The organism is Parahoeflea olei, from assembly GCF_001703635.1.
GTDB classification, from domain to species: domain Bacteria; phylum Pseudomonadota; class Alphaproteobacteria; order Rhizobiales; family Rhizobiaceae; genus Hoeflea; species Hoeflea olei.
In genome coordinates this window covers 1-14,401 of record NZ_LQZT01000013.1, presented here as the reverse complement: position 1 = coordinate 14,401, position 14,401 = coordinate 1, and the positions used below count along the sequence as shown (strand labels likewise).

Below are 14,401 nucleotides of genomic sequence, written 5' to 3'. Positions count from 1 at the left end.
TTAATGCGCATGTATCGGGCGCGTCGCCGGCGTTCGGGAACCCGAAGATGGCATCGGCGGCGGTGCTCCCGGCAGGCGCAAGGCGCAACCAAGGGTTCGGCTCGCCTGCAGGACCGGATCCGGCCGATGCCGTTCAGAATGCATCCGGCAGATGCAGCGGCCATCGCCAGGGACGCACCACGACGATGTCGTGACGCCACGACAGCGTCGATCCGTCGGGCTGGCGGCTGATGAACAGCTCAGCCGCGGCGGCGATGCGCCGTTGCGCGGGATAGCCGACCGAATCGACGCCGGCGGCGAGGTCGCGGCGGGCTTTCACCTCGACGAAGGCCACCAGATCGCCCTTGCGCGCCACAAGGTCGATCTCGCCCGAGGGGGTGCGGTAGCGCATGGCGGCGATCCGGTAGCCCTTGAGCATCAGCGCCAGGGCCGCCAGCAGTTCGGCGCGGCGCCCCTTGCGTTCGAGCCGCCGCTTTCGCTCAGGTCCGCCGCCCGTGCGCATCCTCGCCCTCCGGCACGCTGGCCACCGGCTGCTTCATGTCGAGCAGTCGCTGGTAGAGTTGCTTGCGCGGCTGGCCGGTGAGGCGGGCCGCTTCCGTCGCGGCCTTGCCCGCCGGCAGCTCGGCCACCAGCCGGGCCAGCAGCGCGTCGATGTCTTCCTCCGAGGGCACGGGCGCGGCGCCGGGGCCGATCGCCAGCACGATCTCGCCGCGCACGCTCTCGCCGGCATAATGCGCCGCCAGCTCGCCGAGCGTGCCGCGCCGGATCTCCTCGAAGGCCTTGGTCAGCTCCCGGCAGACGGCGGCGGGCCGGTCCGGCCCGATCACCTCGGCCGCGGACGCCAGGCAGGCCCCGAGCCGATTGGGGCTTTCGAAGAACATCACCGTGGCGTCGAGGGTGGCGTAGGTCGCAAGCCGGTCGCGCCGGGCCTTGTCCCTGGAGGGCAGGAAGCCCGCGAACAGGAAGGTGTCGCTCGGAAGTCCGGCGGCCACCAGTGCTGCCATCGGTGCCGCCGCGCCCGGCACCGGGATCACCCGCAGCCCCGCCGCGATCGCCGTCTGTGTGAGCCGGTAGCCGGGATCTGAGACGAGTGGCGTTCCGGCATCCGAGATCAGTGCCACGCTCTGGCCGGCCTCGAGCGCCGCGATTAGCTTCGGACCGGCGCGGTCGGCATTGTGCTCGTGATAGGCATGCGGCCGGGTGGCGATGCCGTAGCGCTCGAGCAGCACCCGGCTGACCCTCGTATCCTCGCAGGCGATGATGTCGGCGCCCGCAAGCGTTTCCAATGCCCGGATGGTGATGTCGCCGAGATTGCCGATCGGGGTGGAGACCAGATACAGCGCCGGCTCGAGCGGTCGCGCGGCGATGCGGTGCCCGGACAGGCGGAACCCGCGTCCCGCCCCGCCGGTCTCATCGCGGTCCGCTTCGCCGGAGGTGTCCGATGTGCTGCGCGTCATGTCCGTCCCGCCGTGTGCCGTGCCTGGTCAATCGATGAGCCGGGTGTAGCAGAGTTCGGGCCGGAAAATCGAGGGGCAGGGCGATGAAGCGACCCCGACGCGGTGACCGCGATTGCGGCGCCAGGTCGCATTGCAAGCCGAAACTATAATTTAATCACTGCCTTATATGGTGGGACAATCCGGAAGTCCATGTGGTCGCGAGCAATCGGTTGTTGCATCATGCTGAGATCTCTTTTTGGGCGCTTGTCCCATCTGTTTTTCGTCCCGGGTGAAAATCCGGGATTGCTCAAGGCACAGTACGAGGTTTTCTCGCGCCAGGTGCCGCTGATGTACTCGATCGTGCTTGTCAATGCATGGGCCCTGGCGCTGAATTTCATTCCGGTTGCTCCGGCCTGGCTGACCATTTACCTGCCGGTCGGCTTCACCCTGATTTGCGGGGCACGGCTGTGGGGCTGGTGGCGGTCGCGGGGCGTGGTGCCCACGGCCCGCATGGCGCGGCGCGCGCTCACGCTCACCAACCTGTTCGCCGTCGCCCTGACCGTGACCCTGACCGGCTGGGCGCTGGCACTGTATCCCTATGGCGATCCCTATCTGCAGGGCAACATCGCCTTCTTCATCGGCATCAGCGGGCTCGGCGTGATCATCTGCCTGCAGCAGCTGCGCTCGGCCGCCTTCATCGCGGCGATCGTCATCAATCTCATGTTCTTCGTCTATTTCAGCCTCTCCGGCATCGCCAGCTTCGCCAGCATGGCGGGCAACCTGTTGCTGGTGTCGATCGCGCTGTTGATGGTGGTGACCGTGCAGTTCCGCCATTTCGCAGGCGCGGTGCAGGCCCGCCGCAAGGTGGAAGCGGTGGGCCGGGAGAATTTCCGTCTCGCCAATCTCGACAGCCTGACCGGGCTCCCGAATCGCCGCAGCTTCTTCTCGCATCTTGACGAGGTTTTCGCCGCCACCGGGACGCGCCGCCTCGCGGTCGGCATCATCGATCTCGACGGCTTCAAGCCGGTCAACGACCTTTACGGCCACAAGCTGGGCGACACCCTGCTGGTGCAGGTCGGCCACCGGCTGTCGGGGCTGATGAAGCAGAACTGTCATCTGGCGCGCCTGGGTGGCGACGAATTCGCCCTCGTCATCGCCGACTGCCCGCCGGATGCGGAGCTTCTGGCCTTCGGCGAGAAGATCTGCATGGCCCTGCGCGATCCCTTCGTCCTTCCCGAGGCGACGCTGCAGCTCGCGGGCACCATCGGCTTTGCGGTCTATCCGGAACTGGCGGTCGGCGCGGAGGAGCTCTACGAAAGCGCCGACTATGCGCTCTATCAGGCCAAGCGCACCACGCGCGGGCATTCCATGCTGTTCTCGCAGAGCCATGTGAAGGCGATCCAGCGCGAGAAGCAGATCGAGCAGGCCTTGCGGCAGGCCGACCTCGAAGCCGAAATCGCGGTCTATTTCCAGCCGATCGTCGATATCGGCAGCGACAGGACCGTGGCCTTCGAGGCGCTGGCGCGCTGGACCAGCCCCACGCTGGGCAGCGTGCCGCCGGGCCAGTTCATCCCCGTCGCCGAGCGCATCGGCCTGATCGGGCAGCTGACGCGGGTGCTGCTCAGGAAGGCGCTGGCGAGCGCGGGCGCCTGGCCAGGGGAGGTGGGGCTTTCCTTCAATCTGTCGACCCACGACATCAGTTCGTCCGAAAGCGCGATCGCCCTGGCCGGCATCATCATGGCCAGCGGCATCGACCCCAGGCGCCTCGATTTCGAGATCACCGAGACGGCGATGATGTATGATTTCGCCCAGGCCAAATCGGCGATCAACATGCTCAAGACGATGGGCTGCGGCATCGCGCTCGACGATTTCGGCACCGGCTATTCGAGCCTGAGCCAGTTGCACGCGCTGCCGCTGACCAAGATCAAGATCGACCGCAGCTTCGTCACCGAACTGCACAAGAATCCGGCCAGCCTGAAGATCGTCAAGTCGCTGCTGGCGCTCAGTTCCGACATGGGACTGCGCTGCGTCACCGAAGGGGTGGAAACCGAGGAGGAACTGGCGGCCCTTCGGCAGCTGGGCGGCAAGCTGGTCCAGGGCTACCTGTTCTCGCGCCCCATCTCCGAAACCGACGCGACTGAATACCTGCTTCAGGACGGCGCCGCGGAGACCGCCGCAAGGATCGCCTCGGGGGGCGCATAAGCCCGAGCCGTTGCGCCTGGCTGCAGATCAGGTGCGGCCGGTCAGGCGAGGTCGGCCACCACCGCGTCGAGCACCATCATGCCGTCCGGCGTGCAGCGGATCCGGTCGGGCGCCGTCTGCTCGATCAGCCCGTGGCCGATCAGGAATTCGGTGCGGTCCGGGTCGAGCGTCCGCCCCGACAGCGAGCTCCAGCGCTTGAGATCGATGCCCTCGCGCAGCCTCAGCCCCATCAGCAGCAGTTCGTCCGCCTGCTCGGCGGCGCTCAGTTCGCTGGTCTCGACCATGCCGTGGCCGTGCTCGGCCACGCGGGCGAGCCAGGTTTCGGGGTGGCGCTCGGTGGCGGTGGCGATCTTGGCCTGGGCGGTGAGCAGCCGGCCATGCGCACCCGGGCCGATGCCCGCATAATCGCCATAGCGCCAATAGGTGAGATTGTGCCGGCTTTCGGCGCCGGGCCGGGCGTGGTTGGACACCTCATAGGCCGGCAGCCCGTGGCTCTCGCAGACCCGCTGCGTGAGTTCATAGAGATCGGCCGAGGTTTCGCCGTCGGGCACCACCAGCTTGCCCGCCTTGTGCAGCCCGAAAAACGGCGTGCCTTCCTCGATGGTGAGTTGGTAGAGCGACAGGTGATCGGCGGCGAGCCCGATCGCCTCCTCAAGCTCCTGCTCCCAGGCCTCGAGCGTCTGCCCGGGCCGGGCATAGATCAGGTCGAACGACATGCGCGGGAAGATCTCGCGCGCCAGGCCAATGGCCTTGAGCGCCTCGGCGCGATCGTGCAGGCGGCCGAGCTGCCTGAGGTCCGTGTCGTTCAAGGCCTGCACGCCCATCGACACGCGGTTGACGCCCGCCTCGCGATAGCCGCGAAACCGCGTTGCCTCCACGCTCGACGGATTGGCTTCGAGCGTGATCTCAATGCCGTCCGGCACCACCCAGGCCGCGCGCACCGCATCGAGGATCGCCGCCACCGTGTCGGGCGCCATCAGCGAGGGCGTGCCGCCGCCGAAGAACATCGAGGTGACCACGCGCGGCCCCGACATCTCGCGCATCGTCGCGATCTCGCGCTCGAAGGCGCGCACGAAGGCCTGCTGGTCGACGCCGGCATGGCGGACATGGCTGTTGAAATCGCAATAGGGGCATTTGGCGGCGCAGAACGGCCAGTGCAGATAGACGCCGAAGCCGGGCTGGCCGGTGTCGGGGCTGATCCCGCCGGGCAGGGAGGTCGCGGCCGGGGAGGCGGCTTGTGGGCTCACGTGGCGGCAACGCCGAGGCGCTGTTCGGCAAACAGCTTGAAGGCGCGGGCGCGGTGCGACAGGGCGGTGGCCTGGCCGGGCTTCCAGCCGTGCTTTTCCTCGGCCGGCATCTCGCCGAAGGTGCGGGTGTGGCCATCGGGGCGGAACACCGGATCATAGCCGAAGCCAAGCGTGCCGCGCGGCGGCCAGACCAGAACGCCCTCCGCTTCGCCGCGGTAGAAGCTGGTGTCGCCCTCGGGCGTTGCCAGGCACAGCACGCTCACGAACCGGCCGGTGCGCTGCGATTCCTCGAGCGCGCCGCGCGCCTTGAGCGCGTCCTCGACCTTCTGCATGGCGATGCCGAAGTCGCGACCGCCCTCGGGCAGCGTCGCCCAGTCGGCGGTGTAGACGCCGGGCGCGCCGACGAGCGCATCGACCACCAGGCCGGAATCGTCCGACAGCGCGATCAGGCCCGAGGCGCGCGCCGCGGCGAGCGCCTTGGTCGCCGCATTGGCCTCGAAGGTGTCACCGGTCTCCTCGGGCTCGGGCAGGCCGAGTTCGGCCGCCGAGGTCACCTCGATGCCGAGCGGCCCGCACAGGTCGCGCATCTCGGCGATCTTGCCGGCATTGTGGCTGGCCACCAGCAGCGTGGTGAGCGTAACGGTCAACGGATCTGGCATCGCTTACTGCTGCGGTCCTGCGACCGTCTCCTTCTGCTTGGCCACGAGATCGGCGATCCCGGCCTTGGCGAGCGCCATCAGCTCCAGAAGCTGGGCTTCGGAGAAGGGCGCACCTTCGGCCGTGCCCTGGATCTCGACGATGCCGCCGGAGCCGGTCATGACGAAATTGGCGTCGGTCTCTGCCGCCGAATCCTCGAGATAGTCGAGATCGATCACGGCCTGGCCGGCGAACACGCCGCAGGAAATGGCGGCGACATGGTCCTTGAGCACCCGGTCGAGCTTGATCATCGAGCGCTGTTCCATCCATTTCAGGCAGTCGTAAAGCGCGATCCAGGCGCCGGTGATCGAGGCGGTGCGGGTGCCGCCATCGGCCTGGATGACGTCGCAGTCGACGGTGATCTGGCGCTCGCCGAGCGCTTCGAGATCGACCACGGCGCGCAGCGAGCGGCCGATCAGGCGCTGGATCTCGAGCGTGCGGCCGCCCTGCTTGCCGGCGCTGGCCTCGCGGCGCATGCGGTCGCCGGTCGAGCGCGGCAGCATGCCGTATTCGGCCGTCACCCAGCCCTTGCCGCCATTGCGCAGCCACGGCGGCACACGTTCCTCGAGGCTCGCCGTGCACAGCACATGGGTGTCGCCGAACTTGACCAGGCAGGACCCTTCGGCGTGCTTGGATACGTTGCGCTCGAAGCTGACCGCCCGCATCATGTCTGTCTTCCGGCCCGATGGACGCATGTTCTCTCTCCTGATTCCGATCTTGGCGCGTTCTATCGGCGCGAGGTGCCTTATGCAAAGGAAAAGCGTGGGGCGCGGCCGGGCCCGCGCCTGAGCCCCGACCGGCCGCGCCCCCAGCCGGATTGCCTCTTCCGCCCCGCGCCGCTAGACCCTATATTCCGCGCGAAAGGGCCGCTCCAGTCCTTGCCGGGCTGGGCCGAAGGCGGCTTCGAGGACAACCGGAATGACCATGAACACGCCCTCCATATCAGCCGATCTCGCCGGATCGCTCGACGAGCGCTCGCGGGAGATCTTTCGCGCGCTGGTGGAAAGCTACATGGAATCGGGCGATCCGCTCGGCTCGCGCTCTCTCTCGCGCATGCTGCCCATGTCGCTGTCGCCGGCCTCCATCCGCAACGTGATGAGCGATCTCGAGGATCTGGGCCTGATCTACGCCCCGCATGTGAGCGCCGGCCGCCTGCCCACGCAGAAGGGGCTGCGCTTCTTCGTCGACGCCTTCATGCAGGTGGGCGACCTGCAGCCCGACATGCGCGAGACCATCGAACGCCAGGTCCATGCCGAGGATTCGAGCCGGCCGGTGGAGACGCTGCTGACCGAGGCGAGCCAGATGCTCTCGGGCATGACCCGGGGCGCGGGCCTCGTCATCGCCGCCAAGCAGGACGCCACCATCCGCCACATCGAATTCATCCGGCTCGACCCGAAGCGGGCGCTGGTGGTGCTGGTCGGCGGCAACGACCAGGTCGAAAACCGGGTGATGGAGCTGCCCGACGGCGTGACCGCGGGGCAGCTGACGGAAGCCGCGAATTTCCTGAACGCCCATCTCGCAGGCCGCACGCTGAGCGAGGTGCGCGGCGAACTCGAGGGCATCACCGAGGAGGTGCGCCGGGAGCTCGATGTGCTCTCGCGCGACCTGGTCGAACGCGGGCTCGCGGTCTGGGCCGGCACGCGCGAGGGCGCGGGCTCGGCGCGGCTGATCGTGCGCGGCCGCGGCAACCTGCTCGAAGGCCTGTCGGCGGGGGAGGAACTCGACCGGCTCAAGCTCCTGTTCGACGAACTCGAGCGCAAGGAAAGCCTGATCGAGCTGATGACGCTGGCCGAGGAAGGCTCGGGCGTGCGCATCTTCATCGGCTCGGAAAACAAGCTGTTCTCGCTCTCCGGCTCCTCCCTGATCGTCGCCCCCTGGCGCGACGGCGAGGACAAGGTCGTGGGCGCCGTGGGCATCATCGGCCCGACCCGACTGAACTATGCCCGCATCGTGCCGATGGTCGACTACACCGCGCAACTGGTCTCGCGGCTGGTGCGGAAGTAGCGGGGCTGAGGGGCGTCGGGCCGTGGATCTCCGGCCCTGACCTAGGGCGCGGACGACGGGGCTTCTGGCCGGAAAGCGCCAGGGGGAGAGGTGGGCTCGCGCCTGATGTGCGGTCAAGCAGGCGCGTGAAGATCGAAGGCGGCACGAAGTTCGGCCATGTCAACCTTGCTGTTTCTGCCAAGCTCGCCCTTTAGCTCTCCGATCACCGTAGCGTCGGCGCACAAATCGGGCAAGTGCCTCTCAAGGGTGTTGGGAGATCGACAAATCAAAACGTTGTTCTCACCCGATGTCGTCGCCTCGCAGCACTCGGAGTGCGCGAGCCTGTCTCACGTCTACAAAACAGACGCTCTGACGGTCAGGGGCGAGAGCCAAGCTGACCGTGTCCCGTAAGCTTCGCAATGTCTAGGCGATCCCAGCCATCGTTGAAGCTCGGAGCTTTCCTCGGGTCGTCAGAATATGCTTTTACTAACTCGTCAAGTGGCCCTCGATTTTCAATCCCGAGCATTGGGAGCAAGCGCTTGAGTTCGCGCGCCGACTGCGCTCGAGCAAATATCTCAAATGGATGGTGGTGACCGTAAGCAAGAAGATTCATCGTAACGGGAAACCAGAAGTAGTAGGGTTCTGCGTGAAGCAGTCGATGGCGCAGGAACAGAACAAAGTCGGACTGTATCAGTTGCTCGAACCTAAAGCCGCTTCCTACCGCTCTTTCGCTGAGAAGGTCCGCGTGAAGCGAATAGCGCCCTAGCTCAAGCTGTTTGTTGCGGTAGTCAAGGAGACCATCATGAAAGGAAAATACGTCGTAGGATCCAATCGAATTGCCGCCGCTCTCTCCACGAAAATTGTCGTAGTAAGGTCGCCCTAAAATTGCATCAACTAAGTCAGTGCGACCATCAGTCATCCCAATTGTGGAGAAGTACAACAGCAGTTCATGCGCAAAGAACTTGTAGTTGTCGAAGTCGAATTTTCGATGTCTCCCGCTTTCTGGCGTAGCATGGAAAAAAGGAATGAAACGTTCGAGAAATGCGTGTAGAGCATCGCCATAGCGTGGATTAGGCTCTGCTCGGGAAATTGCGCGAACCAGCGTAATCGTTTCATCCCGATATGGCAAAAAAGAAGCGTAGTTGCTTAAAATCTCATCTGACAGTGGGTCAGTCTCCACGTTGATGCGGAATGACTGTAGCTGATTGGTGAGGGTTTCCAAATACTCCTGCGTTGCTGCAAATGCGTGAGGCCGGCTGTTCTGCACTGCGTCCATCGCTCTGCGATGAGCCGCGCTCGTAGCGAGAGTGATCGTGGTTTCATCCGAACTGAGGTAGGCGGGAGCGCGTCCAACGTCTGGTTTTCGGTGAAGGGGCTTGTCGAAAATCCAACGCACTAGCTGTTCAAAGCTGTCGGTTGCTCTGGTCTGGTCAGTGAAGTCGATGAAAATTCGCGACGTGTAGTAGGCTGGCAAGCAGGCTTTACCATGTTCATCTCTCTCAAACACGAGCGCGACGAACTTACCTTCATCCTCGCCACTATATAGCTTTGGGGATATGATCTGTGCCTCGGTGCCTGCTCCACCCGAGCGATTATCCGATTTCTCGGCGTAGGCCTTATCAGATACAATGATGACCTTCTGAATGTCTTTGTCGGTGACCATCTGCTCCATAAAAGCAGCCGACTCTTGACCTTCGCGCAGGTCCCATTTGTCTAGAATTGCATCCACGCCTGCCGAACGTAGGTCGGTTGCAAGGTCCAAGACGCGAGATTCATGGTCGGGACTGCTCCAACTATACGAGATGAACGCTTTAGGTGGAATGGGCTGGTTGTCGGACATTTGGCACTTCCGAATTGCAGATATCTTTGGCTGTATAGTCTATGGGAGAACACTATGAAACAGATTGCGGCGACGCGGGAGTGTCATGCGGCATTGCTCTACTCCACAACGTTGGACCGCGGATTTTTGTGCTCTTGCCTGGGCCTAGCGGCCGACGTGGTCGCTGGGTCGAAGCTCAGCCTCCTACATTCTAACATTCGTCCCGGTCGCTACCCCAAGGTCCGCTTCCTACGCATTTCGGCCTTTCATGTGATGCGCAGCGAACGACTGCTTAGGGTGCCAGGGCCAAGATTGCGAGCGTCCGAAAATTAGGCGCGAAGCCGCCATTGCATCAATAGGTGTTGATCGGCGCCTCCCGGCCGAATGCTGACGCAACTCCTTGACCGATCCAGCCCTGGAACAGATCCAAACACCGCCTGACCCGGACACGTCGCTATAATCAGCGCCGCCCGCTCCGCCCCGCCTCTGCCCCGTGCTCCGCCCGATCCGCCCCGCCTCCAACCCGCTTCCAAAACCCGGCCCGCGAACCCCTGACCGCGCGAGCCGGTTTGCCTGCGGACAGGGCGAGCATCTGCCCTTCCGGCGCCGGGAGACCCTTGATTTTTGCCCTCCGAACGTCGATATGCGAGGCAACATCCGGATAAGTCCCCGGAGAAATCCAAGGTAAAACAGTCAGGACAAGCACACCATGAGCGATGAAAGCCAGGGCCGCGAAGACAACAAGCCACAGGCCGACGCCGCAGCCGCGGAAGCAGAGGCCGCCACGACCGAACAGGCGACCGAGCTTGACCCAATGGAGGCGTTGCTCGCTGACCTCGAACAGCTGAAGGACCAGCGGCTGCGCATGGCCGCCGAGATGGAAAACCTGCGCCGCCGCACCGCCCGCGAGATCAAGGACGCCAAGAGCTACGCGATCGCCGGCTTCGCCCGCGACATGCTGCAGGTCTCCGACAATCTCCAGCGCGCGCTTGCGGCCGTGCCGGAACAGGCCGAAGGCGCGGATGACAATGGGTTGAAGTCGCTGGTCGAAGGCGTCGAGCTCACCGAACGGGCGATGCTCGCAGCACTCGAACGCCACGGCGTGCGCAAGGTCGATCCCAAGGGCCAGAAGTTCGATCCGAACTTCCATCAGGCGATGTACGAGGTGCCGAATCCGGAGGTGCCCAACAACACCGTCGTCGATGTGGTGCAGCCGGGCTATGTGATCGGCGAGCGCATGTTGCGCCCGGCCATGGTCGGTGTCGCCAAGGGCGGCCCCAAGGAGCAGGCCGCGGCTGCCGAGCCCGGGCCGATCAGCCCCGAGGCCGAAAAGGACGCCTGAGGCCCCACAGCCCCGGGTGCCGGGCGGGAGACACGCGACATGACCCTGCTCGACGCGCTCGATTATGCCGGCGTGGCGGTGTTTGCCGCCACCGGCGCACTTGCGGCCTCGCGCAAGCAGCTCGACATCATCGGCTTCGTGTTCCTGGCCGCGGTGACCGGCACCGGCGGCGGCACCCTGCGCGATCTGGTGCTCGGCCAGGCGCCGGTGTTCTGGGTGTCGAGGCCGGTCTACCTGGTGGTTTGCGTCGGCGTGGCGCTGGTGGTGTTCGTGACCGCGCATCTGGTCGAATCGCGCTACCGCCTGCTGCTCTGGCTCGATGCGGTGGGCATGGCCGCCTATTCGGTGATGGGCGCTGCCAAGGGGCTCGCGATCAGCGGCTCGCCGGTGGTCGCCCTCGTCACCGGCATGATGACGGCCTGCCTGGGCGGCATCCTGCGCGATCTGTTGTCGGGTGAGCCCTCTGTGCTGCTGCGTCCGGAAATCTATGTCTCGGCAGCACTTTCGGGCGCGGGCGGCTTCGTCGCCGCAACGCTCATCGGTGCGCCGCTGGTCGCGGCCTCGGCGATCGGCGTGGCCCTTGCGTTCATCGTGCGCGGCGGCGCGATCCGCTACGGCTGGGCGTTCTCGCCCTATCGCCCGCGGCCCGGCCGGCCGCCCGAAGACGTGATGTAACCGGCCTTCCCACCCGCCCGGTCGGCCCCTTGGTCAACCGCCTGCGTCGGTCCTTTTGGATCGAACAGCGGATGTCGCCCGGCTCCCCGCCCTCGAAAATGGCCGTGAGCGGGGGGATTGTTGACGGTCGTCAATGCAAGGCCGGTCCGGGCTGTGGCCTGTTGGGAATGTCCTGAAACACCACAATTCGTCTGAAGAGGAGGACCATCATGGTTCGTCACGTCCTCGGTGCCGCGGCTTTCGTTCTCGCGCTCGGCACGACATCCCCGCTTCTTGCCGCCGACGCCACGGCGCCTTTCGATCCCACAGGCTTCGGCTGGGACGGGGCCTATGTCGGCGTCCAGCTCGGCTATGACTGGCTCGATGCCGACGGCACCTATTCGGCCGAGGTCGATGATGGCGTCGCCGGGCTTCACGCCGGCTATCTGTTCCGGTTCGGCGACAATGTCTATGTCGGGCCGGAAGTCAGCGCCGAATATTCCGGCATGAAGCACCCGCCCTACGAGACCGATCACCTCCTGTCCGCACGCCTGCGCGGCGGCATGTCTCTCGACCGGTTTCTCTTCACCGGCTCGGTCGGCGTGAGCCAGGCCAGGTTCTCGAGATCGGGCGGCGGCCCGCGCTATGCGGACACCGGCTGGCTGGTGGGGGCGGGCGTCGACTATGCGATCACCGACCGCGTCACCGCCGGCATCGACTACAGCCATCACAGCTTCAGCGATTTCGACGGCACCGGCGTCGATGTCGACATGAACGTGCTGCGCGCGCGCCTCGGCCTGAAGTTCTGACCGGCCGTGCGGGGCTTGCCTGCGGGCGAGGCCCGGCTCAGTCGAGCCCGGCCTGGCGGGCGGCGTCCTTGAGCGAAAGCTGCGGCCGCGGCCCGATCTGCTGGATGACCAGGCCGGCGGCAAGGCTGCCGAGCCGGCCGCAGATATCGAGCGGCTTGCCCTGCGCATAGCCGTGCAGGAAGCCCGCGGCGTAGAGGTCGCCGGCGCCGGTGGTGTCGACCACCTCGTCGACCGGCAGCGCCTGCACCTCGACGCGCTCTCCCTGCGCAAGGATCAGCGATCCCAGCTCGGAGCGGGTGACGACCGCAATCCGGCAATCCTCCGCGAGCTGCCGCGCGGCATCCTCGAAATCATCGGTCTCGTAAAGCGATTTTACCTCGTCGGAATTGGCGAACACGATGTCGATCGTGCCCGAGCGCATCAGGTCGAGGAATTCGTCGCGGTAGCGGCCCACGCAGAACGGGTCCGACAGCGTGATCGCCATCTCGCGGCCGTGCGCATGGCCGATTTCGGCGGCGAGCCGGATCGCCTCCTTGGCGCGCGGCGGGTCCCACAGATAGCCCTCGAAATAGGTGACCTTGGCCTCGGCCACCACCTCTTCCTCGATGTCCTCGGGCCCGAGTTCGACGCAGGCGCCGAGATAGGTGTTCATCGAGCGCTCGCTGTCGGGGGTGACGAAGATCATCGAGCGGGCCGTGGGTGGCGTACCGCCCAGTGGCTTGGTGTTGAAATGCACGCCCTGGGCGCGGATGTCGTGGGTGTAGATCTTGCCGAGCTGGTCGTCGGAGACCTTGCCGAAATAGGCCGCGCGGCTGCCGAAGCTCGCGATCCCCGCCGCCGTGTTGCCGGCGCTGCCGCCCGAGGCCTCGATGGCCGGCCCCATCCGCTCGTAAAGCAGTTCCGCCCGCTCGGCGTCGATCAGGTTCATCGCGCCCTTGATGATGTCGTTGTCAACGAGGAAGGCCTCGTCGCAGCGGGCGATGATGTCGACAATGGCATTGCCGATGCACAGGACGTCAAACTTGCTCATGGAAAATCTTACCGGTTGGCGACTGGGGATGCCCGTTTTTCATAAAGATTTTTCGCGCGATTGGAAGACCGGCGCTCAGGCCTTTGCCTGTTCCGCCTGCCGCCGCTTGAGTTCGTAGAGCGCCTCGAGCGCATCGCGCGGGGTCATGTCGTCGGGATTGAGCGCGGCAAGATAGCTGTCCGACGGGGACGGTCCCTTGGCGGGCTTGGGCGCCTCGTTCCTCACCGGCACGGCAAACAGCGGCAGGTCGTCGACGAGCCGCGCCGCCGGGTTTTCCCGTTCGCTCGATTCCAGAAGGTCGAGCACCTCGCGGGCGCGGGCGACGACTGCGTCGGGCAGCCCCGCGAGCCGCGCTACCTGGATGCCGTAGGACCGGTCGGCGGCACCCGCGCCGACCTCGTGCAGGAACACCACCTCGCCCTGCCATTCCTTGACCTTCATGGTGGCGTTGTGGAGCCGCGGCAGCTTCTCCGACAGCGCGGTGAGTTCATGGAAATGGGTCGCGAACAGGCCGCGGCAGCGGTTTTCGGCATGCAGGTGCTCGACCGCCGCCCAGGCGATCGACAAGCCGTCGAAGGTCGCCGTGCCGCGACCGATCTCGTCGAGGATGACGAGCGAGCGCGGACCCGCCTGGTTGAGGATCGCCGCGGTCTCCACCATTTCGACCATGAAGGTCGAGCGCCCGCGGGCAAGGTCGTCGGAGGCGCCGACGCGCGAAAACAGCCGGTCGACCGCGCCGATATGGGCCGAGCCCGCGGGCACGAAGGAGCCCATCTGCGCCAGGATCGCAATCAGTGCGTTTTGTCTGAGAAAAGTCGACTTGCCGCCCATGTTGGGGCCGGTCAGCAGCCAGATCGCGCCGCCGTCATCCTTGCCGTCGGGCGGCGAGAGATCGCAGTCATTGGCGACGAAGGGTTGCGCCGCCTGGCGTCTCAGCGCCTGCTCGACCACCGGATGCCGGCCGGCGACAATCTCGAAGGCGAGGCTGTCGTCCACTTTCGGTCGCGCATAGCCCTGTTCCTGGGCGAGTTCGGCGAGCGCCGCGGTTACGTCGATCACCGACAGCGCCTCGGCCGCGGACTTGACCGCCTCGGCATGGGCGACCGCGAGCTGCACCATCTCGTCGAAGGCCGAAAGCTCGATGGCGATCGCCTCGCCCGCGGCATTGGCGATGCGGGTTTCG

13 protein-coding genes are annotated in these 14,401 nt (G+C 65.7%); 5 read left to right on the top strand and 8 right to left on the bottom strand.

The genetic code is table 11. From position 1 onward, the window contains the following. Positions 1-133: 133 nt before the first annotated feature. Together AWJ14_RS11185 and rsmI are read right to left on the bottom strand one after the other, a co-directional pair. Positions 134-502, bottom strand: a complete 369-nt coding sequence (locus AWJ14_RS11185; RefSeq protein WP_066178715.1) for a YraN family protein — start codon at positions 500-502, stop codon at positions 134-136. Next, positions 480-1,457, bottom strand: coding sequence for a 16S rRNA (cytidine(1402)-2'-O)-methyltransferase (gene rsmI, locus AWJ14_RS11180; protein ID WP_066178712.1), 978 nt, complete (start codon positions 1,455-1,457; stop codon positions 480-482). The genes AWJ14_RS11185 and rsmI overlap by 23 nt, the downstream gene beginning before the upstream one ends. Positions 1,458-1,739: 282 nt before the next feature. Between rsmI and AWJ14_RS11175 the strand changes: the two genes are divergently transcribed. Then, a complete protein-coding gene (locus tag AWJ14_RS11175) occupies positions 1,740-3,638 on the top strand; it encodes a putative bifunctional diguanylate cyclase/phosphodiesterase (RefSeq protein ID WP_245304229.1) in 1,899 nt (632 codons plus the stop codon). A 41-nt stretch (positions 3,639-3,679) separates the two neighbouring features. On the opposite strand, the gene hemW is transcribed toward AWJ14_RS11175, so the two are convergent. The 3 genes from hemW to rph are packed head-to-tail and all read right to left on the bottom strand — an operon-like array spanning position 3,680 to position 6,276. Beyond that, the gene (hemW, locus tag AWJ14_RS11170) at positions 3,680-4,885 is read right to left on the bottom strand and encodes a radical SAM family heme chaperone HemW (protein WP_066178705.1); all 1,206 of its coding nucleotides are present in this window, start codon (positions 4,883-4,885) and stop codon (positions 3,680-3,682) included. Then, positions 4,882-5,544 carry a non-canonical purine NTP pyrophosphatase gene (locus AWJ14_RS11165; protein WP_066178699.1) on the bottom strand — a complete coding sequence of 221 codons (663 nt, stop codon included), beginning with the start codon at positions 5,542-5,544 and terminating at the stop codon, positions 4,882-4,884. Before AWJ14_RS11165 ends, hemW begins: the two co-directional genes overlap by 4 nt. Positions 5,545-5,547: 3 nt before the next feature. Next, positions 5,548-6,276: a ribonuclease PH gene (gene rph / locus AWJ14_RS11160; RefSeq protein WP_066178696.1), complete on the bottom strand. Its 729-nt coding sequence runs from the start codon at positions 6,274-6,276 to the stop codon at positions 5,548-5,550. Positions 6,277-6,499: 223 nt separating this feature from the next. Between rph and hrcA the strand changes: the two genes are divergently transcribed. Beyond that, positions 6,500-7,585 carry a heat-inducible transcriptional repressor HrcA gene (gene hrcA, locus AWJ14_RS11155; protein WP_066178693.1) on the top strand — a complete coding sequence of 362 codons (1,086 nt, stop codon included), beginning with the start codon at positions 6,500-6,502 and terminating at the stop codon, positions 7,583-7,585. A gap of 355 nt (positions 7,586-7,940) precedes the next feature. On the opposite strand, the gene AWJ14_RS11150 is transcribed toward hrcA, so the two are convergent. Continuing rightward, entirely contained in the window at positions 7,941-9,404 is a 1,464-nt protein-coding gene (locus AWJ14_RS11150) for an SEFIR domain-containing protein (protein WP_066178691.1), read from the bottom strand. A 688-nt stretch (positions 9,405-10,092) separates the two neighbouring features. Between AWJ14_RS11150 and grpE the strand changes: the two genes are divergently transcribed. From grpE to AWJ14_RS11135, 3 genes are all read left to right on the top strand, one after another. Beyond that, complete coding sequence (grpE, locus tag AWJ14_RS11145) at positions 10,093-10,725, top strand: nucleotide exchange factor GrpE (RefSeq protein WP_066178689.1); 633 nt, start codon at positions 10,093-10,095, stop codon at positions 10,723-10,725. Between the two features lie 39 nt (positions 10,726-10,764). Next, a complete protein-coding gene (locus AWJ14_RS11140) occupies positions 10,765-11,400 on the top strand; it encodes a trimeric intracellular cation channel family protein (protein ID WP_066178688.1) in 636 nt (211 codons plus the stop codon). Between the two features lie 209 nt (positions 11,401-11,609). Next, positions 11,610-12,188, top strand: a complete 579-nt coding sequence (locus AWJ14_RS11135; RefSeq protein WP_066178687.1) for an outer membrane protein — start codon at positions 11,610-11,612, stop codon at positions 12,186-12,188. Positions 12,189-12,225: 37 nt separating this feature from the next. Here the strand turns inward: AWJ14_RS11135 and AWJ14_RS11130 are convergent, their stop codons facing one another. Both AWJ14_RS11130 and AWJ14_RS11125 read right to left on the bottom strand, forming a co-directional pair. Continuing rightward, entirely contained in the window at positions 12,226-13,218 is a 993-nt protein-coding gene (locus tag AWJ14_RS11130; RefSeq protein WP_066178685.1) for an adenosine kinase, read from the bottom strand. Positions 13,219-13,293: 75 nt separating this feature from the next. Then, positions 13,294-14,401, bottom strand: a 1,108-nt coding sequence (locus AWJ14_RS11125) for a MutS-related protein (protein WP_425349625.1), incomplete at its 5' end; no start/stop codon positions are given.